Origin of the sequence: Actinoallomurus oryzae (genome assembly GCF_039541955.1) — a bacterium.
GTDB lineage: Bacteria > Actinomycetota > Actinomycetes > Streptosporangiales > Streptosporangiaceae > Actinoallomurus > Actinoallomurus oryzae.
The window spans coordinates 193,494-216,854 of record NZ_BAABHF010000046.1; the positions used below are offsets into that span (position 1 = coordinate 193,494).

At 71.3% G+C, this 23,361-nt stretch carries 16 protein-coding genes and 1 pseudogene; 8 read left to right on the top strand and 9 right to left on the bottom strand.

Features of this window, described 5'->3' with window-relative positions:
• Positions 1-13: 13 nt before the first annotated feature.
• Entirely contained in the window at positions 14-2,521 is a 2,508-nt protein-coding gene (locus ABEA10_RS37230; RefSeq protein WP_345472123.1) for an ATP-dependent Clp protease ATP-binding subunit, read from the top strand.
• Between the two features lie 351 nt (positions 2,522-2,872).
• On the top strand, positions 2,873-3,154 hold the full coding sequence (locus ABEA10_RS37235; RefSeq protein WP_425551012.1) for a hypothetical protein: 282 nt from the start codon (positions 2,873-2,875) through the stop codon (positions 3,152-3,154).
• Between the two features lie 14 nt (positions 3,155-3,168).
• On the opposite strand, the gene ABEA10_RS37240 is transcribed toward ABEA10_RS37235, so the two are convergent.
• Positions 3,169-4,044 (bottom strand): HhH-GPD family protein, encoded by an 876-nt coding sequence (locus ABEA10_RS37240; RefSeq protein WP_345472125.1) that lies wholly within the window; start codon positions 4,042-4,044, stop codon positions 3,169-3,171.
• Between the two features lie 66 nt (positions 4,045-4,110).
• On the opposite strand from ABEA10_RS37240, the gene ABEA10_RS37245 reads away from it, so the two are divergent.
• Positions 4,111-4,782 (top strand): hypothetical protein, encoded by a 672-nt coding sequence (locus tag ABEA10_RS37245; protein ID WP_345472127.1) that lies wholly within the window; start codon positions 4,111-4,113, stop codon positions 4,780-4,782.
• A 29-nt stretch (positions 4,783-4,811) separates the two neighbouring features.
• Here the strand turns inward: ABEA10_RS37245 and ABEA10_RS37250 are convergent, their stop codons facing one another.
• The 4 genes from ABEA10_RS37250 to radA form a co-directional block, all read right to left on the bottom strand.
• A complete protein-coding gene (locus tag ABEA10_RS37250) occupies positions 4,812-5,420 on the bottom strand; it encodes a hemerythrin domain-containing protein (protein ID WP_345472129.1) in 609 nt (202 codons plus the stop codon).
• A 203-nt stretch (positions 5,421-5,623) separates the two neighbouring features.
• Positions 5,624-5,977 (bottom strand): DUF4279 domain-containing protein, encoded by a 354-nt coding sequence (locus ABEA10_RS37255; protein WP_345472131.1) that lies wholly within the window; start codon positions 5,975-5,977, stop codon positions 5,624-5,626.
• A 28-nt stretch (positions 5,978-6,005) separates the two neighbouring features.
• Positions 6,006-7,088, bottom strand: coding sequence for a DNA integrity scanning diadenylate cyclase DisA (disA, locus tag ABEA10_RS37260; RefSeq protein ID WP_329245507.1), 1,083 nt, complete (start codon positions 7,086-7,088; stop codon positions 6,006-6,008).
• A 91-nt stretch (positions 7,089-7,179) separates the two neighbouring features.
• Entirely contained in the window at positions 7,180-8,577 is a 1,398-nt protein-coding gene (gene radA / locus ABEA10_RS37265) for a DNA repair protein RadA (RefSeq protein WP_345472136.1), read from the bottom strand.
• 106 nt (positions 8,578-8,683) lie between these two features.
• Here radA and ABEA10_RS37270 point away from each other — a divergent pair, with 106 nt between their 5' ends.
• On the top strand, positions 8,684-9,727 hold the full coding sequence (locus tag ABEA10_RS37270) for an SGNH/GDSL hydrolase family protein (RefSeq protein WP_345472138.1): 1,044 nt from the start codon (positions 8,684-8,686) through the stop codon (positions 9,725-9,727).
• Here the strand turns inward: ABEA10_RS37270 and ABEA10_RS37275 are convergent.
• Positions 9,724-10,203, bottom strand: coding sequence for a YbhB/YbcL family Raf kinase inhibitor-like protein (locus ABEA10_RS37275; RefSeq protein ID WP_345472139.1), 480 nt, complete (start codon positions 10,201-10,203; stop codon positions 9,724-9,726). The two genes, ABEA10_RS37270 and ABEA10_RS37275, sit on opposite strands and share 4 nt — an antisense overlap.
• 73 nt (positions 10,204-10,276) lie before the next feature.
• Between ABEA10_RS37275 and ABEA10_RS37280 the strand changes: the two genes are divergently transcribed.
• Positions 10,277-10,684 (top strand): MarR family winged helix-turn-helix transcriptional regulator, encoded by a 408-nt coding sequence (locus ABEA10_RS37280; protein ID WP_345472140.1) that lies wholly within the window; start codon positions 10,277-10,279, stop codon positions 10,682-10,684.
• Positions 10,685-10,699: 15 nt separating this feature from the next.
• Here the strand turns inward: ABEA10_RS37280 and ABEA10_RS37285 are convergent, their stop codons facing one another.
• Entirely contained in the window at positions 10,700-11,332 is a 633-nt protein-coding gene (locus tag ABEA10_RS37285) for a class I SAM-dependent methyltransferase (RefSeq protein ID WP_345472141.1), read from the bottom strand.
• A gap of 229 nt (positions 11,333-11,561) precedes the next feature.
• Between ABEA10_RS37285 and ABEA10_RS37290 the strand changes: the two are divergent.
• Positions 11,562-12,529: pseudogene (locus ABEA10_RS37290) on the top strand (RNA-guided endonuclease InsQ/TnpB family protein).
• A 72-nt stretch (positions 12,530-12,601) separates the two neighbouring features.
• Complete coding sequence (locus ABEA10_RS37295; RefSeq protein WP_329245489.1) at positions 12,602-13,459, top strand: sugar phosphate isomerase/epimerase family protein; 858 nt, start codon at positions 12,602-12,604, stop codon at positions 13,457-13,459.
• A 114-nt stretch (positions 13,460-13,573) separates the two neighbouring features.
• Here ABEA10_RS37295 and ABEA10_RS37300 read toward each other — a convergent pair whose 3' ends face one another.
• On the bottom strand, positions 13,574-18,700 hold the full coding sequence (locus ABEA10_RS37300; RefSeq protein ID WP_345472144.1) for a tetratricopeptide repeat protein: 5,127 nt from the start codon (positions 18,698-18,700) through the stop codon (positions 13,574-13,576).
• Between the two features lie 251 nt (positions 18,701-18,951).
• Here ABEA10_RS37300 and ABEA10_RS37305 point away from each other — a divergent pair, with 251 nt between their 5' ends.
• Positions 18,952-19,878, top strand: coding sequence for a proline dehydrogenase family protein (locus tag ABEA10_RS37305; protein ID WP_345472146.1), 927 nt, complete (start codon positions 18,952-18,954; stop codon positions 19,876-19,878).
• A 47-nt stretch (positions 19,879-19,925) separates the two neighbouring features.
• Here ABEA10_RS37305 and ABEA10_RS37310 read toward each other — a convergent pair whose 3' ends face one another.
• Complete coding sequence (locus ABEA10_RS37310; protein ID WP_345472148.1) at positions 19,926-23,204, bottom strand: S8 family peptidase; 3,279 nt, start codon at positions 23,202-23,204, stop codon at positions 19,926-19,928.
• Between the last annotated feature and the right edge of the window lie 157 nt (positions 23,205-23,361).

Below are 23,361 nucleotides of genomic sequence, written 5' to 3' on the forward strand. Positions count from 1 at the left end.
GAGGAGCGACGAGATGTTCGAGAGGTTTACGGACCGCGCGCGGCGGGTTGTCGTCCTGGCTCAGGAAGAGGCCAGGATGCTCAACCACAACTACATCGGCACCGAGCACATCCTCTTGGGCCTCATCCACGAGGGCGAGGGGGTTGCGGCCAAGGCTCTGGAGAGCCTGGGCATCAGCCTCGAAGCCGTGCGCCAGCAGGTCGAGGAGATCATCGGCCAGGGGCAGCAGGCACCTTCGGGACACATCCCGTTCACTCCGCGGGCGAAGAAGGTCCTTGAGCTCTCGCTGCGTGAGGCACTTCAGCTCGGCCACAACTACATCGGGACCGAGCACATCCTGCTCGGCCTGATCCGTGAAGGCGAGGGTGTGGCCGCCCAGGTGCTGGTGAAGCTGGGTGCCGATCTGAACCGCGTGCGGCAGCAGGTGATCCAGTTGCTGCACGGATACCAGGGCAAGGAGCCCGCCTCCTCAGGTGGGCCCTCAGAGGCGGCCCCGTCGACCTCTCTTGTGCTGGACCAGTTCGGCCGCAACCTGACGCAGGCCGCGCGTGAAGGCAAGCTCGACCCGGTCATCGGGCGCGAGAAAGAGATCGAGCGGGTCATGCAGGTGCTGTCCCGCCGTACCAAGAACAACCCGGTCCTGATCGGTGAGCCCGGCGTCGGTAAGACGGCGGTCGTCGAGGGGCTGTCCCAGAAGATCGTCAAGGGCGAGGTCCCCGAGACGCTGAAGGACAAGCAGCTCTACACCCTCGACCTGGGCGCACTGGTGGCCGGTTCCCGCTACCGCGGTGACTTCGAAGAGCGCCTGAAGAAGGTGCTCAAGGAGATCCGCACCCGCGGCGACATCATCCTGTTCATCGACGAGCTGCACACGCTGGTCGGTGCGGGCGCCGCCGAGGGCGCGATCGACGCCGCCAGCATCCTCAAGCCGATGCTGGCCCGCGGTGAGCTGCAGACCATCGGCGCGACGACGCTCGACGAATACCGCAAGTACCTGGAGAAGGACGCCGCGCTCGAGCGCCGCTTCCAGCCGATCCAGGTCGCCGAGCCGTCGCTCAGCCACACGATCGAGATCCTCAAGGGCCTGCGCGACCGCTACGAGGCCCACCACCGCGTCTCGATCACCGACAGTGCGCTGGTGGCCGCGGCCCAGCTGGCCGACCGCTACATCAGCGACCGGTTCCTGCCGGACAAGGCGATCGACCTCATCGACGAGGCCGGCTCGCGCATGCGCATCCGCCGCATGACCGCGCCGCCGGACCTGCGCGAGTACGACGAGAAGATCGCCGACGTGCGCCGCGACAAGGAGTCCGCGATCGACGCGCAGGACTTCGAGAAGGCCGCCGCACTGCGCGACCGGGAGAAGCAGCTTCTCCAGGCCAAGGCGCAGCGGGAGAAGGAATGGAAGGCCGGCGACATGGACGTCGTCGCCGAGGTCACCGAGGAGCTGATCGCGGAGGTTCTCGCGACGGCGACCGGCATTCCGGTCTTCAAGCTCACCGAGGAGGAGAGCGCCCGCCTGCTCCGCATGGAGGACGAGCTCCACAAGCGGGTCATCGGCCAGAACGACGCCATCAAGGCGCTGTCCCAGTCGATCCGCCGCACGCGTGCGGGTCTGAAGGACCCCAAGCGTCCGGGTGGTTCGTTCATCTTCGCGGGCCCGTCGGGTGTCGGTAAGACCGAGCTGTCCAAGACGCTGGCGGAGTTCCTCTTCGGCGACGAAGACGCGCTGATCCAGCTGGACATGTCCGAGTTCATGGAGAAGCACACGGTCTCGCGGCTGTTCGGGTCTCCGCCCGGATACGTCGGCTACGAAGAGGGCGGCCAGCTGACCGAGAAGGTCCGCCGCAAGCCGTTCTCCGTGGTGCTGTTCGACGAGATCGAGAAGGCCCACCCGGACATCTTCAACTCGCTGTTGCAGATCCTGGAGGACGGGCGCCTCACCGACGCCCAGGGCCGCGTGGTCGACTTCAAGAACACGGTCGTGATCATGACGACCAACCTCGGCACGCGCGACATCTCCAAGGGCCTGTCGGTCGGCTTCGCCCGGGAGAACGACGAGCAGGGCTCGTACGACCGGATGAAGGCCAAGGTCAACGAGGAGCTCAAGCAGCACTTCCGGCCGGAGTTCCTCAACCGCGTCGATGACACCGTCGTGTTCCACCAGCTCACGCCGAAGGAGATCATCCAGATCGTCGATCTGATGATCGAGAAGGTCGACGAGCGCCTCAAGGACCGCGACATGGGCATCGAGCTGCGCCAGGAGGCCAAGGACCTGCTGGCCGAGCGCGGCTACGACCCGGTGCTGGGCGCCCGGCCGCTGCGCCGGACCATCCAGCGGGAGATCGAGGACAACCTGTCCGAGAAGATCCTGTACGGCGAGCTGCGCGCCGGCGAGATCGTCATGGTCGGCGTCGAGGGCACCGGCGAGACGGCGAAGTTCACCTTCACCGGCGAGCCCAAGCCCGAGCCCGCCGTCCCGGCCTCCGCCCCTGCCGGCGAGCCGGTCAACCACCCGTAACCGCACGACCCGACCGAGACCCGCGTTCCGCTCAGGGACGCGGGTCTCGGCGCGTTCGACGGGTCGGTGGACCTCGTCGTCCACGGCCGTGACACGTACCTTGCCGGCGCCGGTCCTCAGACCCGCCAGGGGTGGGCGCCGACCGACGATCTTCTTCGTGGTGCGCCCGGCTACGGCCGCCTTTCCGCCGGTCGAGGGCACGACGGTGCCGCCAGCACCACCCCCGATCCGGGGTTCAGGACCAGAGACTCCCGCATTCATCCTTGCGAGGGTTCTCGTGGACACCAGACCGCCGGAGAGGAGATCCCATGACGACGACGATGGCGCCGGTACGCCGACCACCGGCAGTGGATGATCCGTAACTTCGCGCTGACGTTCGGCAAGGTCACCAACACGCTGCTCCAGGCGCCGGTCTACTTCCTCGTCGCGGCGCAGGACGGCGCTGTCGGACGCGGCGACGACGCGACCCTGATCACGCACGACATCGCCGGGACGACCTCGTGGCTCGCGTTCGTGCTGAACCTGCTGATCGCGGAGTGGTACATCCAGCGCCGCTACGGTTCCCTCCGCGCCTCGCGCACGCGACCGGTCGCGCCTACGGCCGAAGCCGCAGCGGCGGGCGAGCCCCGTTAGGCGGTTGATCCGGCTCAGGTCGGGAGGGCGTAGCGGCCGTCGTCCAGGGGGTCGACCAGGCCGTCCTCGATGAGGGCGGCCAAGGAGCGTTCGCGCTGGAGGGTGTCGGCCCACACGTCGTCCAGGGCGGCCTTCTCCACGGGGCCGTCGGCGTGGCGTAGGACGGCGAGGAGGCGGCCCCGGCACTGGCGGTCGGTGCCCGCGTACGTCTGGCCCTTGCGCGGCGGGCCGTCGTACGGGGGCTTGCCGGCCAGGCGCCACGTGCACTCCGCCACCAGGGGGCAGTCGGCGCAGCGCGGGGCCCGCGCCGTGCACACCAGGGCGCCGAGCTCCATGATCGCCACGGACCAGCGGGCGGCCACCGGCGGGTCCTCCGGCAGCAGGGATTCGGCGAGGCGGACCTCGGCGGTCGTCTGGGTCTTCGGTGGGTACTCCACCCCGGTGACCACGCGCGCCAGCACGCGCCGGACGTTGGTGTCCAGCACGGCGTGCCTCCTGCGGTACGCGAAGCTGGCGACGGCCGCGGCCGTGTACGCGCCGACGCCCGGCAGGGCGCGCAGCTCGTCGTAGTCGGCCGGGACGACGCCGTCGTGACGTTCGGTGATGGCGCGGGCGCTCGCGTGCAGGTTGAGCGCGCGCCGTGGATATCCGAGGCGGCCCCAGGCCCGTACGGCCTCGCCGGGCGACTCCTTGGCCAGGTCGGCAGGGGTGGGCCAGCGGGCGAGCCACGCGTCGTACGCGGGCAGCACGCGGACGACCGGGGTCTGCTGGAGCATGATCTCACTGACGAGTACGGCCCAGGGCGAGGCGTCGGGACGGCGCCACGGCAGATCCCGGGCATGCTCGGCGTACCAGGTCAGAACGGGTTCGGCGTATCTGGGTTCATGCATGACGCAATCGATCCTGGCACGGCGGGTCGCGACAACTCGCCTTGATCGAAAAAGCATACTGAGCGTATGGAGTCAGACACCGACCGTACGCGATATTTGGATCCGGATGTCGAGGACGACTCAGGTGACGCGGAGGCGTACTGGCGCCGGCGCGTGTACGTCCTGGCGGGCGGGATCACTCTCATCGGCCTGGTGGCGTGGGCGTGCTCCGGTTCGGACCACAAGCGCTCGACGGCGCAGGTGCGCAACGCCGCCGCCACCGAGAGCCCGGCGGTGACCTCTCCCGCCGCGACCCCGACGCCGACCGCCACCGTGACGGTCACCGCGACCCCGACCGCTCTTCCGGGAGCGCCCGGGCGCCCCGGCGGCACCTGTGCCCCGCGTGACGTCGTGGTGGGCCTGACCCCGGCGGGCACGGTGTTCAGGGGCAGGCAGCACCCGAGGTTCGGTCTGAGCGTGGTCAACACGGGCCGCCGCCCATGCTCCTTCGACGTCGGCCCGAAGTCCCTGCTGATCCGTATCTCGTCCGGCTCCGACCGGGTGTGGTCCTCGGCCCGTTGCGTGTCCGGCGCGGGCCCGAACATCCAGCTGCTCAAGCGTGGCGTCCCGTACCTGGCGACACTCGACTGGGACCGCCGCCGCTGCAACAGCGACACCCACGCCGCACCGGGCACGTACGTCATCGCCGTCGGGGCGCCGGGTATCAAGACCCACCGCGAGGTCTTCCGGCTCCGCTGAGGCCCTCTCCGCGCCGCACAGGCCTGTTCTCAGGCCGGTAGTGACAGGTACGGCGTGACGTCCCGCTGTGATCTCTCGTCCGGCACGGCCTCCGGCCGGTTGACGAGCTGCTCGGCGAGAGCGAGCCCCGGCTCCCAGCGGTGCAGGACCAGGCCGTGGAACCGCACGACGCGCCCGGCGCCGCCGGTCTTCTCGACCACCGCGGCGTCGCTGAACGCGCGGAACATGTGCCCGAGCTCGCCCAGCAACCGCCGGTCGGCGTTCCGGGCCAGCAGGGGGAACACCTCCAGCTCCTCGTGGAGGGGCGCCTGACGCGACGCGACGACGAGCCTGGTGATCAGCGAGTCGAACGCGTGGCTGTCCGGCCTGGTCACGCACAGGTCGGACAGCATCTCCTCCATCTGGGCGTCATTGTCGACGTGGTCCGTCGAGTCGAGGACCCACTCGGGCACGACCTCGCGGACGACCGGATACAGGTACAGCTCCTCGCCGACGACGTGCCGGACCACCTCGCTGGTCATCTCGTCGGCGAGCCGCCCGCGCGCCGCGCCGCGGGTCGTCAGCCGGACGAGCAGCTCCCCGAGCCGCCGGTGATCGTGTACGAGCTCACTGATCAGCGAGCCGTCATCACGGCGCATCGGAAACCTCCGATAGCTTGCTTTGCGCCGCCCCCGTAGGCATGTACGAGCCGGTACTGGGCCCACCGGCCCCTGATCACTCGGGCGGGTACGGCACGGGCCCCCTCCACAGGATCGCAGCCGTGGCGGAGACCGGACCATCGCACCAGGTCACCTCCGGGATGGACCTGCGGAGGTAATCGGTGGGGCAGAAGGTCCCGGCCTCACGGCGGATCGAGGCGCTCCTCCTCGCCGTCCGCGTCGTCGAAGTGGCGTACCACCTCCAGGACCGCGCCGTCGTACTCGGAAGCGTCGGCGGTGATCGTCCGGGCCAGTGCCGCGATCTGCTCCCGGTACGGGCGGAGGCGCGCCATGACCCGGTCGATCTGCTCGTCCACCGTCAGGCCGCGGTCCCGGCACACGACCTTCCACACGTGAGTGACCGGCCGTGGAGGAGTCGTCGTACGGCTGCCGCGGACCGAGACCTCATCCGGCTCCAGGCCCAGGCGAGTCGCCATCTCGGCGGCGGGGAGGGTCGAGCTGTGCAGAGCGAAGTAGACGTACTGCCGCACGCGCATCCGCGGATCCTATGCGGCGTGCCGGAGGTCAGACGTAGCGTTCGAGGATGGAGGACTCGGCCAGGCGGGACAGGCCCTCGCGGACGCTGCGGGCGCGGGCCTCGTCCACGCCGCCGACCGTCTGGAGGTCGTCGATGCCCGCGGCCAGGAGCTTCTGCAGGCCGCCGAAGTGTTCGACCAGGCGCTCGACCACCAGGCTCGGCATGCGGGGGACCTTGGCGAGGAGGCGGTAGCCCTTCGGGCTCACCGGGATGTCCAGCGGGTCGTTGCCGGAGAACGCCAGCACGTCCGCCACGGTCGTCAGGTCGAGGAGCTCGCTGGCCGACAGGCGGTTGAGGGACTCCAGGACGTCGGCGACCGGGCGGGGGCCGCGGCTCTGGGGCTGGTAGTCGCGGACGATGAGCTCGCGGTCGGCGTCGACGCCGGAGACCAGCTCGTCGAGCTGGAGCGACAGCAGGCGGCCGTCGGTGCCGAGCTCGACCACATAACCGTTGATCTCGTCGGCGATGCGGCGGACCATCTCCAGGCGCTGCACGACGGCGCTCACGTCACGGACGGTGACGAGGTCCTCGATCTCCAGGGCGGACAGCGTGCCGGCGACCTCGTCGAGGCGCAGCTTGTAGCGTTCGAGCGTCGCGAGCGCCTGGTTGGCGCGGGACAGGATGGCCGCCGAGTCCTCCAGGACATAGCGCTGGCCGTCGAGATAAAGCGCGATTATGCGCATGGACTGGCTGACCGACAGCACTGGGAACCCGGTCTGCTTCGCCACCCGCTCGGCGGTGCGGTGGCGGGTGCCCGACTCCTCGGTCGGGATGGTCGGGTCGGGCATCAGATGGACGCCGGCGCGGACGATGCGGGTGCAGGTGCTGTCGATGACGATCGCACCGTCCATCTTCGCCAACTCGCGCAGGCGCGTCGAGGAGAACTCCACGTCGAGCTGGAAACCGCCCGTGCAGAGGCCGGCGACGATCTTGTCGTATCCGAGAACGATCAGACCGCCGGTGTGGCCGCGCAGGATGCGTTCGAGCCCGTCGCGGAGTTGGGTCCCCGGCGCGACGGCGGCGAGGGTTGCGCGCCGACGCTCGTCTTTACCCTTGTCATGTGCTGGCACGTGACCCCCGGAGGTCGCTGGACGGCGGTCAGTTTATCGGTGAACGCGTCCGGCAGCCTCCTCCGCTCGGCCCAAAGTGGGGGGCCCATGGTCATGCTTCAGAACCACGCGCGGCGAACGCGATGTCCAACGCGGACCAGACGGCGTCCGTTTCCACCACTTGCATACCCTCATCGGTCACGATCGTGCCACTCGACCGCGTGGTGGGATCCAGCGAGCCCGTGGGCACGACCGCGCGCCGGTAGCCGAGCCGTGCGGCCTCCGACAGCCGGCGCTTGGCGGCCTGCACTCCGCGCACCTCGCCTGCCAGCCCGACCTCGCCGAACGCCACGAGATCGGCGGGCAGCGTCAGGTCGTTCGCGGCGCCCGTGACGGCCAGCGCCACCGCCAGGTCGACCGACGGCTCGCCCAGGCGCACACCGCCGACCGTCGCGGCGTAGACGTCGCGGTCGTGCAACTTCACCCCGCACCGTCGCTGGAGCACCGCCAGCATCATCGCCACCCGAGAGGAGTCGAGGCCGGAGGTCATCCGCCGGGGGTTGGCCAGCGGCGAGGGCGCCACCAGCGACTGGACCTCGGCGACGAGCGGTCGCCGGCCCTCGAGCGTGACGGTGACGCAGGTGCCGGGCGCGGGCTTCTCCTGCCGGGTCAGGAACAGGCCGCTCGGGTCGGGCAGCCCCACGATGCCCATCTCCGACAGGTCGAAGCAGCCCAGCTCGTCGGTCGGGCCGTAGCGGTTCTTCACCGCGCGGATCATGCGAAGCCGGCTGTGCCGGTCGCCCTCGAAGTAGAGGACGACGTCGACCAGGTGCTCCAGGACGCGCGGGCCGGCGATCGAGCCGTCCTTGGTCACGTGGCCGACGACGACCGTGGTGATGCCGCGCTCCTTCGCGACGCGGATGAGGTTGGCCGCGACCTCGCGCACCTGGCTCACACCGCCCGGCGCGCCGTCGACCTCGGCCGAGCCGATCGTCTGGATCGAGTCGACGACGAGCAGCTCGGGCGCCACGGAGTCGACCTGCCCGAGCACGGCCGACAGGTCGGTCTCGGCGGCGAGGTAGAGCTTGGCCGCGATGGCCCCGACCCGGTCGGCGCGCAGGCGCACCTGCTCGGCGGACTCCTCACCGGTGACGTAGAGCACCGGGCCGCGCGCGGCGTGCAGCGCCGCGACCTCGAGCAGCAGGGTCGACTTGCCGATGCCCGGCTCGCCGGCGAGCAGCATCACCGCGCCGGGCACCAGCCCGCCGCCCAGGACCCGGTCGAGCTCGTCCAGCCCGGTCGCGGTGGTCTGCGCGGCCTGCACGTCGACCTCGCCGATCGGCCGCGCGGGGGCGCTCACCGGACCGGCCGTGACGACCCGCGCGGGCTTGGCCGCGCCCGCGACGTCGACGGTGCCCCACGCCTGGCACTCGCCGCAGCGGCCGACCCACTTGGAGGTCTGCCAGCCGCACTCGGCGCAGCGGTACGCCTGTTTCCCGGTCTTCGCCATGGGGCCGACTGTACGCAGGGGCGCCGACAGTTCCGCGTGACAGCCGTTACGCAGGGTAAGAGAGTGACGACGGAGATCGCGACGAGCGGGGTACGGGGAGGCACGGATGCGCAGGTGGTCCGCGCTCGGGGCGGTTCTTCCGGCATTGGCCGCCACGATGGGGTTGCCCGCGGCGGACCGCACTCCCTCGGCCCACGCGGCCGTACGCACCCAGGCGGCGATGCGCGGTCGAACGGCGGTGCACGGTCAGCCCCAGGCGGCTGCCGTACGCACCCAGGCCGCCCTACGCGCCCTCGCGGCGGTGCGGGTCGCGGATCGCCTGTCCGCCGCTCGCGGGGCCCGGACGGCGGCGGCCCTGGTCGCCGGTGGGCGCTACGTCGCGATGGGCGACTCGTTCACGGCCGGGCCGATGATCCCGCGGCAGCACGGAAAGCCGTTCGCCTGCCTGCGTTCGGACCACAACTACCCCTCACTGCTCGCCCGCGCGCTCAAGGCCGGGGAGTTCGCCGACGTCTCCTGCACCGCCGCCACCATCGCGGACCTGTTCCGGCCCCAGCACGTCCTGTTCGGCGAGAACCCCGCACAGCTCGACGCCGTCACGCCCGACACCGCGCTGGTGACGGTCGGCATCGGCGGGAACGACGTCGGGTTCAGCAAGACCTTCTACACGTGCGCCGGGCTGAGTCTCACCGCGCCCAAGGGCGCGCCCTGCATGAAGCACTTCGGCACCACGCTCACCGACCGCGTCGCCGCCGCCGCGCCGAGGATCGCCACGGTGCTTCGCAGCATCCATGCGCATGCGCCGCACGCGGTCGTGGTCGTGGTCGGCTACCTGCGCATCCTGCCCTCCGGCACCGGATGCTGGCCGTCGGTGCCCGCGGCCGCCGGCGACGTGCCGTACCTCGACCGGGTCGAACGCTCGCTCAACCACATGCTGGCCCAGGAGGCGCGTCGGGGCGGCGCGCTGTTCGTCGACGACTACCGCGGCGGCGCCGGCCACGACATGTGCGCCAGGACACATCGCTGGGTCGAGCCGCTCCTGATCACCCACGCGGCGGCGCCGATCCACCCGAACGCCACCGGCATGCGCGTCGTGGCCGACCGCGTCCTGGACACACTCTCCGCCGCCCGGGCCGCCGCCGACCGTTAGGGCCTGCTGGTGCCGACCATGACGGCGCGGCCCAGGGTGTGCGGGATCATCGTGATGTTCAGCATCGCCAGGCTCGCCTCCGGCGGAAGGTCGAGCGTCTCGACGCCGAGCGCGGTCACGCAGACGAACATCCGGTGCGTGCCGGTGCCGGGCGGCGGCTTCGCGCCGGTGTACGCCCGCACGCCGAGGTCGTTGGCCAGTGCCACGCCCAGGTCGGTGGAGCCGTGGGGGAGACCGCCGGCGGTCGCCGGAACATCCTTCACCGCCCAGTGCCACAGGCCGCCGGGGATCGGGGCATCGGCGTCGAACGCCGTGACGACCAGGCTCTTCGTGCCCTCCGGCAGCGGCCCCCACGACAGCTCGGGCGACTCGTTCGCCGGCTGGTAGGCCGACGGCGGCAGCGGCCCGCCGTCGTCGAAGTCCTTGCTGGCGATCGGGAAGGACGGGGCCGGGAACGCGAGCTCGTAAGGGTTCACGCACTTCTCCTCTCAAGAAATACAGCGACGCTGTACATCGGAAGTGTACAGTGATGCTGTATACCTCCGTTTCATGGACGAGGAGCTGGCCGAAGAGCTGCGCGCGGCCATCGGTGACTTCGTGCGGCGCGTACGCCTGCACGACCACATGCCCCGCGGTCAGGCGGCGGTGCTGGGGCACCTCGACCGTACGGGCCCGCTGTCGATCGCCGACCTGGCCCGCCGGGAGGGCGTCAGGCACCAGACCATGACGCGGACGGTCCATCTCCTGCACGACCGGGCGCTCGTCGCGCTGAGCCCGGACGAGCAGGACCGCAGGCGGCAGGTCGTGACGGTCACCGAGTCCGGCAGGCGGGCCCTGGACGGCGAACGCCGCCACCGGGCGTCCGGCATCGCACGGGCGATCCGCGACGACCTGGACGACGACGAGCGTGAGATCGTCCGCCGGATCCCGGAGATCCTCGGCAAGCTGCGGCCCTGACCGGGCCGATCGCGGTCAGTAACGCCGCCACCACAGGTTGACGGCGTAGTCGACCTCGCAGCCCGGCACCTCGGCGAGGAACGCCGTCGCCAGGTCCGCCGGGAACTCGATCCGCAGCACCGCCTCCAGCGCCGCGCGGTCGGTGAACCGCCAGCTCATGTCGATCGGCGTACGAGAGAAGCCCTGCCGGGCCCAGAACCGCTCCACGGCGACCGGATCGTAGGACGGCAGCCACCGCCGGAACCACGAGCCGAACGTCGACCGCGTCGCGTCGTTGTCGATCACGAACGCCGCGCCGCCGCGCCGCATGACCCGCTCCAGCTCGGCCAGCCCCGGCTCGCACCCCGGGCCGAAGAAGTACGCCCAGCGGGCGTGCGCGACGTCCACGGAGGCGGGCGGCACCGGCAGCGCCTGGGCGGCCCCGACGCGTACGGCCACTCCCGGGGTGCCCGCGACACGCCGACGCGCCGCGGTCGCGAGGGCCTCGTGCGGCTCGACGCCCAGCACCTTCGCGGCCGTACGGGCGAAGCGCGGCAGGTGGAAGCCCGTGCCGCAGCCGATGTCCAGCACGGTGGCGCCGTCCCAGGCGCGGACGGCGCGCATGGCCTCCTCGATCCGGCCGTCCGGATCGGCCGCGAGGTTCTCCATTTCGTACACTCGCGGGGCGTTCCAGATGTTCGGACTGGCTATGGCTCCGGTAGCGATCATCGAGCCGTCCGGAGAAAACCCCGTCCTTCAATGCCGGGAGTAATCGCCCTCGGCGGGGTGGCCCGGCGTAGCCTGGGCGTTTCTACACACAAAGCGATCATAACGGCCTTTCCGTCCCTTTCTTTCATTCGTCGTCGCTGATCTTGCAGTGCCTGTCAAACTTTCGAACGTGCGTACGAGCTACAAGGTGCGGGTCTACCCCACTCCTGAGCAGGCGACGGTGTTGAACTGCACACTCGGCTGCGCACGCCTGGTGTGGAACAAGGTCCTGGCCTGGCGGAAGACTCGTTACCGCACCGGACGGCTCAAGACCTCCTACGCCGAGACCGACCGCTATTTGACCGAGCTTAAACGTGATCCGAATCTGGCGTTCTTGTCCGAGGTGTCCTGCGTGCCGCTCCAACAGACACTGCGGCACCAGCACACCGCGTTCGTGAACTTCTTCGCCGGCCGTGCCCGCTACCCCCGATACAAATCCCGCCAACGCAAAGACTTCGCCGTCACTTCCGATGGCGAAAAGATCGCCAATGCTCGCCGCCTGGCCAAGCGGGAACGTAACCTGGCTCGCTACCAGCGGCGGATGGCCCGCAAACAGCGCGGGTCGAGCAACCGGGCGAAGGCGAGGGCGAAGGTGGCCCGTGCGCACCGTAAGGTCGCCGCGTCTCGCGCGGACTTCCTGCACAAGGCCAGTGCCCGGCTGGTCCGCGACCACGACGTGGTCGTGATCGAAGATCTGAACGTCAAGGGCATGGTCCGTAACCGGCGGCTCGCCAAAGCGATCTCCGACTGCGGTTGGGGAGAGTTCCGCCGCCAGCTGGAGTACAAGGCGGCCAGGTACGGTCGCCATCTGATCGTGATCGACCGCTGGTACCCCAGCTCCAAGACCTGCTCGGCGTGCGGGCACCTGCTCGTCGAACTGGGCCTTTCCACCGGGCGTGGTGTTGCCCGGCGTGTCGCACCCTGCACGACAGGGATGTCAACGCGGCCAAGAACATTCTGGCGGCAGGTCTTGCCGTGTCGGCCTGTGGAGGTGACGTCAGACACCCGGGGCCCCCTCGGGCGCAGTCGCCACAGAAACAGGAACCCCAGCCCGCGAGGGCCGGAATCCCCGCTCGCCAGCCTCAGAGCGGAGAGTAGTCAAGGCTCCACGGTAGACGCGTGGGGGATCCCACAACGTTCTGGGCCGAGGAACGCATAGGCTTGCCGATTGTGGATGAAGTCCTCCAGGTCCCCGACGCGCCGATCGTGCTGTCGACGGCGTCCGTCTACCCGGAGAAGACGCCCGCCGCGTTCGAGATCGCTGCACAGCTCGGATACGACGGGCTCGAAGTCATGGTGACCACCGACCCGGCGAGCCAGGACATCGATGTTCTCCGCAGGTTGTCGGACTACCACCAGATCCCCATCCTGTCCGTGCACGCGCCCTGCCTGCTGCTCACCCAGCGAGTCTGGGGCCGTGAGCCATGGGGCAAGCTGATGCGCTCCAAGGACGCCGCCGAGAAGCTCGGCGCGCGCGTGGTCGTGGTGCATCCGCCGTTCCGCTGGCAGCGGGAGTACGCCCGGGAGTTCGAGCAGGGTCTCGCGCGCATGCAGGAGGAGACCGACGTCGTCTTCTCGGTGGAGAACATGTTCCCCGTACGCGCGCGGACGACCGAGGTCGGCATGTACGCCCCGCACTGGAACCCGATCGACCAGCCGTACCCCAACGTCACCATCGACCTGTCGCACACGGCCGTGTCCGGCTCGGACCCGCTGGCGATGGCCGAGGCGCTCGGCGACCGGCTCGCCCACCTCCACCTCGCGGACGGCATCGGCGTCGTCAACCGCGACGAGCACCTCGTGCCCGGCCGCGGTAACCAGCCGGCCGCCGAGATGCTCGAACGCCTCGCCGCCCAGCGCTACACCGGGCAGGTGGTCGTCGAGATCAACACGCGCCGCGCGACCGGCCGTGACCGGCGGATCGACGATCTGGCCGAGTCCCTCGCCTTCACGCGGCTGCACCTGGCGGCCGCCCGCCCGGCCGGTGCCTGGCGGGTCGACTCCGAGGGCGAGGTCTCGCCCTCCTGAGAGGCCGCCCGCAGGCCCGCGCCCTACCGGGAGGCGCCCAGGGGACGCCCTGGCAGCGTCGTCGCCGGTGACCCTCGCCCTGCCGCACGGCGGGTGAGGGCTCCCGGCGGTCTCTCAGGCCTCCTCGCCGAGCTTGTCGAGCAATGCGCGTGCCTGATCGGCGAAGCCCGCGTGCCCGGATCCGATCGCCTGTCGCAGGTGCCTCCGGGCCGGTTCGGTGTGGCCGTCGCCGTGCCGGATCTCGCCCAGCCGGTACGAGGCCTCGCCCACGAGTTCGGCCTCCTTCGTGCCGGTGGCCAGGGTGAGCTCGTAGAAGCGCACCGCGGAGTCACGGTCGCCCAGCCAGTACGCGAGCTCACCCAGATGTGCGGCCGCCATCGGCGCCTGGCTCGTGTCCCCGGTCCGGCCGCCGGAGTCGATCACCTGCTGATACCAGCGCAGCGCCTCGGGCCAGTCCCGGTCCCGTTTCGCCAGCGACCCGAGGTACATCTTGGCGAGCACCGTGGCGACGGAGTCCGATCCGGCGGCGGTCCGGATCGCACGCAGGTAGAGCTCCCGTGCCCGATCCGGCTCCTCATCGTGGAACGTCCTGCCGAGACCGACCACGGCGCGGCGGCCGAACTCGCCCTCGGTCTCGCAGGCATCGGTCAGGACCGCGCGGGCCTCCTCGACCCGGCCGGCCTCCACCAGAGTCTCCCCGAGGGTGAGCAGGGCGGCGGGTTCGCCGCTTTCCGCTGCGGCGCGCAGCGTGCGCAGTGATCCCTCGCTGTCGCCCCGCTCTCTCTGCATGACGCCGAGCAGGCTGCCGAGCAGGGCCTGCGCATTCGGATCGAGCTCGGTGCCGGCGGGGGCTCCCGCGGCCTCCCGTGAGACGTCCGGTCCCGCGGATCGCGCGGCGACCTCGAGCGCCCGGTCGTGCTCACCCGCCTCCTCGAGCATGGACACCAGCGTGACGCCGGCGGCCAGTCGCACGTACGGATCGTCGGACGCCACGAGTCGTTCGAGCAGCGCGCGGGCCTCGGCGGCGGCGCCGTGTTCGGCGAGGAGCTCCGCGAGCTTCACCAGCAGGCGCGGATCGCCGTCCGGCGGGAAGGCCGCCGCGCCCTCGTAGTACGTGCGTGCGGCGTCCAGGTCGCCGCGTTCCACGGCGGCCGTCGCATAGTCCTCGGCGATCCGCGCCGCGTCATTGGACGCTCCGCCCGCGGCCGCCAGGTGGAGCGCGCGTACGGCCGCGGCGGCGTCGCCGGCCCCGTCGGCCTCGCCGGCGACCGACGCCAGGGCGTTCAGCGCCCGCTGATGGCACTCCTGATCATCCTCGTCCGGGTCCGGGTGGCGGACGCCGGCGGCCACGGCGGCGCCGAAGGCCTCGGCGGCGTCCGCGAGCCGCCCGTCCTCGGCCAGCCAGAAGCCCATGTGAGTGCCCGCGAGCAGCGCCCGGCCGGGATCGTCGCCGGTCAGTACCGACTCCATCACCCGATATGCGGCACCGGACTTGCCGAGCTCCCGCAGAACCCGGCCGAGTTCGACCTGGATGTAAGGAACGGTCGCCGGGTCGGCGCCCTCGATCGCCGTGCGATAGCGCGCCGCGGCCTCCGCGAGGTCGCCGCGGGCCTTGGCGAGATCCGCCAGCGTCCAGACGCCGATGGTGACCGTCTCGGGGTCGCCGCTGTCGATCGCGCGCCGCGCGGCCTCTTCGGCGGCGGTGTGATCTCCCTGAAGCGCCAGCAGGCCGATCAGCCGGCGGAGGCAGGAGAGCGCGGACGGATGGTCGACGGCCGCGCCCCGTCTCAACACGTCGACCGCGGCGTCGACGTCACCGGCCAGGTCGTACGCGTGGGCGAGGTTGTCGCAGACGACGGCCACCTGCTCGGGCGTGCCGAATTCCAGCACCACCGCGCACAGGCCGGCGGCCTCGTCGGGGTCCTTCCGCAGCTTCTCCAAGGCGGCGGTGAGGACGAAGTTCGCGGCGCGCTCGGCGTGTTCGGTGCCGGCGACCTGTTCGAGCAGTGGCCGCAGGGCCTCGAACCGTCCGTCGAACAGCGCGATGTGCACCTCGGCGATGACGGGTGAGCCGTACTCTCGAGTGAAGAGGTCCAGCGCGGCCGTCCGGTCGCCCTCGTGCAGCCGCAGCAGCGCGCGTTCGCGGAGGCTCGCCGAGCCGAGGCGCTCCTTGGCGGACACCCGCACCAGCGGATCCTCCGCGGCGGCGGCCCGCTCGTACGCCTCGCGCGCGCCCTCGGCATCGCCGGCCTCGCTCAGGTAGCCGCCGAGCTCGTACGCGGCGGCGGCGAGGCTCCCCTCGGCGTGCTCCACGCCCGCCTCGGCGAGCCGTCCGAAGGACGTGATGGCCCGCTCGGCCAACGCGGCGGCCTGGGTCACCTCCCCCCGGCCGGCGAGCAGCCGGGCCAGCATGACGCGCGAATAGGCGGCCTCGAGCTCGCCGCCGTCCTCGTCCTCGATCGACTCCCGGTAGTACGCGGCGGCGGCGTCGAGATCGCCGTTCGCCTCGAGGGCCTTGCCGATCAGCAGACCCACGTGGGAGCCGTCGCCGGTCTTGTCGATCTGAAGCGCCCGGGCCTCGGCCGCCCGGCCCGCGGCGACGAGCAGGTGGATCACGGTGTCCAGGAGCCGGCCGTGCTCGTCGTCGTCGGGTTCCGTGGCCTCGAGCGCCTGCCGGTAGGCCGCAGCGGCGCCATCCAGGTCGCCGAGCCGGTGCAGCGCCTCGCCGAGCGCCTCGGCGCCGACCTTGGTCAGGTGCTCGTCGTCGCCGTCCGCGGCGCGGGCCCATGCCGCGGCCGCCCCCGCGTGGTCGCCCGCGTCATCGCGCAGCGCGCCGAGGAACAGCGCGGCCTCCTGGGCCTTGGCGCGGTGGCCTCCCGTGACCGCCAGAGACAGCGCGGCATCGGTGGCCGCCGTATCGCCCGCCCGCTGCCATGCGTGCGCGGCCTCCACGGCGAGCCAGGTGGCCACGATCACGCGGACGTCGTCGGGGTCGTCGGGGTGCTCCCGCACGGCGGCCAGGGCGGCCGCGGCACCCTCGAAGTCCCGATCGAGCAGCCGGCGCGCGAAACGGCCGTGCTCGGCGAGCTCCGGATGGTCCTCCGGGATCGATGCGTACGCGGCGCGGGCGGCGTCGAAGTCGTCCAGGCGCACCCGGGTCAGACCGAGCAGCCAGGCACTGCGCGGCGCCTGCAGCCGATCACCACGGGCCACGATCCGTTCGTGCACCGTCGCCGCGCCCGCCAGATCCTCTCGCTCCTCCAGGATCTCGATCATCTTGGTCTCGGCCTCGATGCCCAGGTCCGGATGTCCGGAGCCGGAGACGGCTTCGTAGGCGGCGAGCGCCTCATCGGCGTCGCCCTCCTGGCCGCGCCCCTGGAGCGCCGACCCGAGCGCGTGGGCCACCCACGGCGCGAGCGCCGGATCCCCGTGTGCGTGGGCGCGGCGCAGGAGTTCGATCACCTCGTCGACCTCATCGTCGGGGCGGATGATCCAGGAGAGCGTCGCAGCGTGCGACAGCGCCAGCGGATCACCGGCCGCGGCGGCCTCGTTCAGCAGTTCGACGCCACGCGAACGTGGCACCCCGAGATACACGTACGCCTGCGCCAGCGTGCTCTTGGCCAGCGCGGCCACGGCGAGGTCGGGATGCTCGGCGCACTCCTGAAGGCGCGCGATGCCGGCATCGCGGCCGAGCCGTTGGTAGTCGACCCACGCGGAGAGCACCGGGTGCGGCGCTCCGCCCTCACCCGAGACGATCAGATGCCGGTCCACGGCGGCGGCGAAGCCGTCCGTGAACGCGCCGCTGTCGGCGACGTGCTCGAGCAGTTCCTCGGCCTGCTCGGGGTCGCCCTCCCCGAGTTCGAGCAGAGCCAGGGTGCGGGCGGCCCCCGCGGACACCCCCTCGATCTCGGCATCGATCACCTTGCGGAGCAGCGTCCGAGCCCGAACCGGATCGCCCTCGCGCAGTCGCTCGAGCGCGGCGTCGCAGTCGTCGACCGCCTGCTCCCGTCGTTCGTCCGGGCCACGCGCGGCCATGTCGGCCTGAGTGAGCGTCATCTGCGCCTGAAAGGCCACGTCAGGGTCGTCGAACCCGGCGGCCTGGCGAAGCAGCGCGACGATCTCCGCGCGCCGCGGGTCGGCGGCCGGCAGCCCGTGCAGCAGCATCCCGAGGAAGTGCACGGCTCCCTGGTGGAACTCAGAGCCGGTTTCGAGCACCACCCGCCAGCAGGCGACGGCGTCGTCCACCTCACCCGCCTCGGAGTACACCTGGCCCAGGCAGGCCCGCGCTTCCAGGGCGAAACGCGGGTGGCCCGACTCGACCACCCGCCACAGGATGGCGCGGGACTCCTCCTCGTCGCCGAGTTCCCGGGCGAACTTCGACTCCTGGATCAGCGCGTCGAGCCGTACCTCCGGACGGTGGTCATCGGCGGCGCGCCGATACGCCTCTCGTGCCTCGAGGTGTTCTCCCAGGTCGAAGAGGGCCGCTCCGAGCAGCTTCTCGGCCATGCCGCGTTCGGCCGGGTCACCGACCGCGATCGCGTGTTCCATGACGCGGCGGCACTCGTCGAACTCGCCTCGCTCCGCGTAGATCGAGTACAGCCGGAAGGCCGCCTGGGAGCACAGTTCCGGTATGCCGTGCGAGAGCATCATGTTCAGCCCGGCCAGGACGACCTCGTGATCGGCCTCGCCCTCATCGTCGTCCAAGAGGTGAGCGATCGCCTCGTACGCCTGCCAGGCCTGGCGCTCGCGCTCGCCGCCGTCGTCCGGCCACCGCGCGGTCTCGAGATCCTCCGTGAGTTCGGCCGCCGCCGTTACCCCGCTGCGCCTGGCGCGTTCCAGCGCCTCCGCGGACGCGTCGAGGTCGCCCAGCCTGCGCAGCACCCGCACCAGGGAGACGTCGGCCATCGCGGCGATCTCGGAGTCGGCGCCGGAGGCGGCTGTCAGCAACGGGCGATGGGCGAGCGCCCACTGCTCGTCGCCGGTCAGCATCAGGCCGAGACAGATCGCGGAGCGCTGTGCGAACACGGGGTGCCCTGTCGCGATCACGGAACGGTGTGCCGCCTGGGCGCCGCCGGGATCACCGCGCTCCTCCAGGAGCCGGCCGAGCGCGTGAGACGCCTCGGGGACGATCGTGCGGTCGCCGGAGACGACCATCTCCCGCAGCAGTACGGTGGCGCCCTCCAGGTCGCCCTGCCGCCACCTGTCGGTCGCCGTCTGGAGCCGCTCGGCCCACGAAGTCATCCGTTTCCCCTGCAATCGGAATGTGGCATGTGATTGTTCGATTACGCAGGCGAGGAAAAATACATGATCGAGTACCTGCTTTCTGGCTTGCTGCCCTATTTGTTGTGATGTCGAGCGGCTCGGGTCCCCCGGCCGGCGACACGTTGCCGACTTTCATCCGAGGGCGCCGGACGGTGCCGCCGCATCGGGCGGGAGGTGCCTTAACCTGAGGTCGATCGGGACGACGAGGTCCCCGTCCGAGAGGGGGAAGGTTGCTCCGCCGGGTCCTCTTGGCCGCCTCGCACAGCGGCGGCGTACGCCGGCTCGTCGAGACCGCGCCGTACACCAGAAACGTCGTGAAAAGGTTTGTCGCGGGTGAGTCCGTGACCGACGCCCTCACCGTCACCGAACGGCTCATCTCCGACGGGCTGCTCATCACCTTCGACCATCTCGGCGAGGAAACGGTGGAGACCGCCCAGGCCGAGACGATCACCGGCCGGTACGAAGAACTGCTCACCCGGCTCGCCGCGAACGGCACCGGCACGCGCGCCGAGGTCTCGGTCAAGCTCACCGCGCTCGGCCAGCTCCTCGACGACGGAGAGAAGATCGCGCTGGAGAACGCCCGGCGGATCTGCGCCGCCGCCCGCGACGCCGGCACGACGGTCACCCTCGACATGGAGGACCACACGACGGTGGACTCCACGCTGCGCGTGCTGAACGAGCTGCGCGAGGAGTACCCCACCACCGGGGCGGTCATCCAGGCCTACCTGCGCCGCGCCGAGGAGTACTGCGTGGCCCTCGCCGACGAGGGTTCGCGGGTGCGGCTGTGCAAGGGCGCCTACCGCGCGCCCGCCTCGGTCGCCTTCACCTCCCGCGACGAGATCGACAAGTCGTACGTGCGCTGCATGAAGGTGCTGATGGGCGGGCGCGGGTACCCGATGCTCGCCACGCACGACCCGCGCCTGATCGAGATCGGCGGCTCGCTGGCCGGCCTGCACGGCCGCGAGCCCGGCAGCTTCGAATACCAGATGCTGTACGGCATCCGTCCGAACGAACAGCTGCGGCTCGCGCGCCAGGGCGCCCAGGTCCGCGTCTACGTTCCGTACGGCGAGGAGTGGTACGGCTACCTGATGCGCCGCCTGGCCGAGCGCCCCGCCAACCTCGGCTTCTTCCTACGGTCGCTGGCCACCAGATCCTGAGGCGAGGCGGACCGCCCCCGCACGCCGGGGGCGGTCCGCGATCGAGGTCAGGCGCCGAAGTAGGCGCGGAGGATGGTCTGGTCGATGGCGCCGCCGCCGGAGTCGGTGGCTCGTACGCGCAGTGAGACGGCTTGGCCCTTGGCCGCGTGGGGGAGTGCGGCGGAGTACTTTCCGCCCGTTCCGGTCACGTGGGCCGCCTGCCAGGTGGCGCCGTCGTCGAGGGAGGTCCACAGTTTCAGGCCGGTGGCCTTCGCCGGGGCCGCCCCGGCGACGCGGGACACGGTGAACGTCGCGGTGTCGCCGTTCGGGTGGTTGAACAGGTCCAGCGGCAGCCGGTAGTCCACCAACAGCAGCGGGAGCCGCTCCTCGACCGGATCGCTGTGGAACGTCCACGTCGTCGAGGTGCGCGTCGAGACCGGAAGAGACTTCGAGGCGTCGACGTCATAGACGAGGCGGTACGTCCCGGCGGTGGCCGGCACGCTGAAGTCGCCGTGCGAGTTCGCGACGGTGCCCACCGGCGTGTCGCCGGCGTAGAGCTTCATCGTGTGCGTGGTGAGCGCGTCCGGATCGGGCATGTCGGTCAGGCAGTCGAAGCCGTCGGGGAGGTCCTGCAGGTCCACCAGCTCGACGTGGATGTTCCCGCGGCTGCGGGTGCTCGCGCCCGGCACGCAGTAGCTGGGCGTATCCCCGGTCGCCGAGTACGGCCCCGGCCGGAACGGCTGACGCATCCAGTCGCTGGTCCGCGTCGTCCCGGCGGGGTACCGCCGCGTCGGCGGCACGATCGCCCAGGCGGGCCACTCGCTGAGCGAGGGCGCCACGTCGTCCACCCAGCGGATGCCGGGCTCCCCGGTGACGTGGTCGACGCGAGTGGAGCCCGCCGGCACGTCACCGTGCGCCTCGTTCACCAGGAAACCGGTGGGGCTGACCCCGTAGCGGGTCTCCAGCGACGGCGAGCCGGTGTCACCGTTCACGGCGTTGTACCGCTCGTTCACCGTGGCCAGCTCACTGCGCTTCGGCCGGTAGTCCACCTCCGCCGGGACCCGGTCGCCGAGGTGGTGCAGCAGGTCATAGACCGTGCGCTCGCCCCTGAGCCGGAAGGCGGCGTACGCGTCGAAGGTGCCCAGCCGCGCGCCGGTGGTGGCCGTCGTGTAGATCTGCGGCCCGCCGTCGAAGGCCAGCAGGTCCATCCCCCAGACGCCGCTCGGGAGGCCGCGTTCCAGGTGCAGGCTGGTGACGGCCGACTGGTCGAGTTCGGTGCCGGGCACCGTGGCGCGCATCGGCCGGGCGTGCGCGCCGTCGAGCGGCACGGTGACGTCCCGGTCCACCTTCACCTCGGGGGTGCCCGCGAACGCCGCGCTCCAGCCGTCGGTGATCCCGTACACCTCGCCGAACACCGCGTAGCGCCCGGCCGGGACCTCGACCTGCGCGTTCCCCTCGGCGTCGGTGGAGACGGTCTGGTCGAACCGCGTGGGGTCGTCCAGGTCGAACACCACGGCGCTCGCGGACAACGCCGAGGCACCGGGCAGCGGCGTGGCCTTCAGGGTCAGCGTGTGCGTCTCCGGCTCGGCGTACACGCTGACCGGGGTCCGCAGGGAGACGCCTTCGGCGCTCGCCGTGACGGCACCCTCATAGCGGCCGCCCCTGGTGAGCCGCCCGGGGTCGAGCGACGCGGTGACCTCGGCAGACCCGCCCGCCGGGACGGTCACGGTGGCCGGCACGCGCAGGGCGGACGAACCGTGTCGCCCGGGGCCGGTGAGCCGCGCGGCCAGCTTGAGCGTGACCGCCTCGGACCTGGTGTTCGTCCAGCTCAGGCGCTTGGTGACCGTCGTGGTCGAGCCGTGGGGGATCGACCCGAACGCCGTGTTCGCCTGGTCACCGACGACGGTGGCGGTGGCCGCGGCGCCGGCGTTCAGCCGCCCGCCGCCGACCTGCTCGAGGGTGCCCGGCACGGCGTCGGCGGTGGTGACGAGCGCCGCCTTGACCTGGGCGGCGCTCCAGCCGGGGTGGCGTTGCAGCAGGTCCGCGGCGGCGCCCGTGACGTGCGGCGTCGCCATGGAGGTGCCGCTGGCGGAGGTGTAGTTCGCGTCGATGATGTGGCCCATGGACGTGCCCGCGGCGCGGGCGGCGACGATGTCGACGCCGGGCGCGGTGACCTCGGGCTTCATGAGCGTGCCGCCGCGGCTGGAGAAGTCCGCCACGTGGTCGTCGCCGTCGACCGCGCCGACGGTGAGCGCCGACGCGGCGGCACCCGGAGCCTCGATGGTGTCCGCCCCCGGGCCGTCGTTGCCGGCGGCCACGACGAACAGCGTGTCGTCCTCCTGGGTCAACCGGTCGACGGCCAGCGTCACCGGGTCCCCGGCCGGGTCGGCCGACCAGGAGCCGAGGCTCAGGTTGACGACCCGGGCGTGCGGGGCGGCCCACTCCATGCCGGCGATGACGCTGGACTCGTCGCCGTAGCCGTCATCGTCCAGGACCTTGCCGATGAGCAGGTCGGCATCCGGGGCGACACCCTTGCGCTCGCCGTTCGCGGATGCTCCCGTACCCGCGATCGTCGCCGCCACGTGGGTGCCGTGCCCGTTCCGGTCGACGGTGTCGGAGCTCGGGCTGAAGTTCCGCTGTTCGGCGATCCGGCCCTTCAGGTCCGGGTGCGTGGCGTCGACGCCGGTGTCGAGGACGGCGACCTTCACTCCCTTGCCCGTCGCGCCCGCGTTCCAGGCCGCGGGGGCGCCGATCTGGGTGAGGTTGTGGTCCAGGGACCGGGCGTGCACCCTGCGGTCGAGCCAGACGTGGCGCACGCCGGCGCTCACCGCGTCACGCGTCAGCTCGGCGCCCTGCGTCTTCGGCCTCCGTACGGCGGTGGCACCGATGCTGGTGAGGGCGTGGCCGCCCTTGACGAGGCTCCTGACGCTCGCGTCGCCCTGGATGATCAGCGGCAGGTCGGAACGGTGCGCGTCGTCGTCACCGTCCTGGATCAGCGCGGTGACGTCGAAGAGGGCAGGGTCGTACAGCGTGCCGACCTTCGGTGCGACGTCGCTCGGGACCACCCGGACGGTCCCGTCGGGCCGGACGTCCTTGCGGAAGATCATTGATCGGCGGTTCGGGCCCGGCTCGACCGACACCAGCGGCGGCCGGCCCGCCGTGGTGGCGACCCGTACGACGTCCCCCGTCAGCAGGGTCACTCGCCACGTATGACCGGACGGCAGCTTCGCGGCCGCGGTGGCGGCCGGCGCCGCCGTGGGAGCGCCGGCGGCGTCCGCCATGGCCGGGGCTCCGATGAGCGTTGATCCGGCGAGCGCGAACAGCACGCCGGTCGTGCGACTTCTCATGGACTTCCACTCCTCGGTGGGAAGGCGGTTTCATGAGAAGTCGCCGGAGATGCCGCTTGATTTGGCAAAGATCGCCATTCTGGCCAAATGAGGGCATTTCACCGTTAAGTCGGCATCATCGGTAATCTTTCTCCGGGACGCAGGCGTCGGCCGGAAA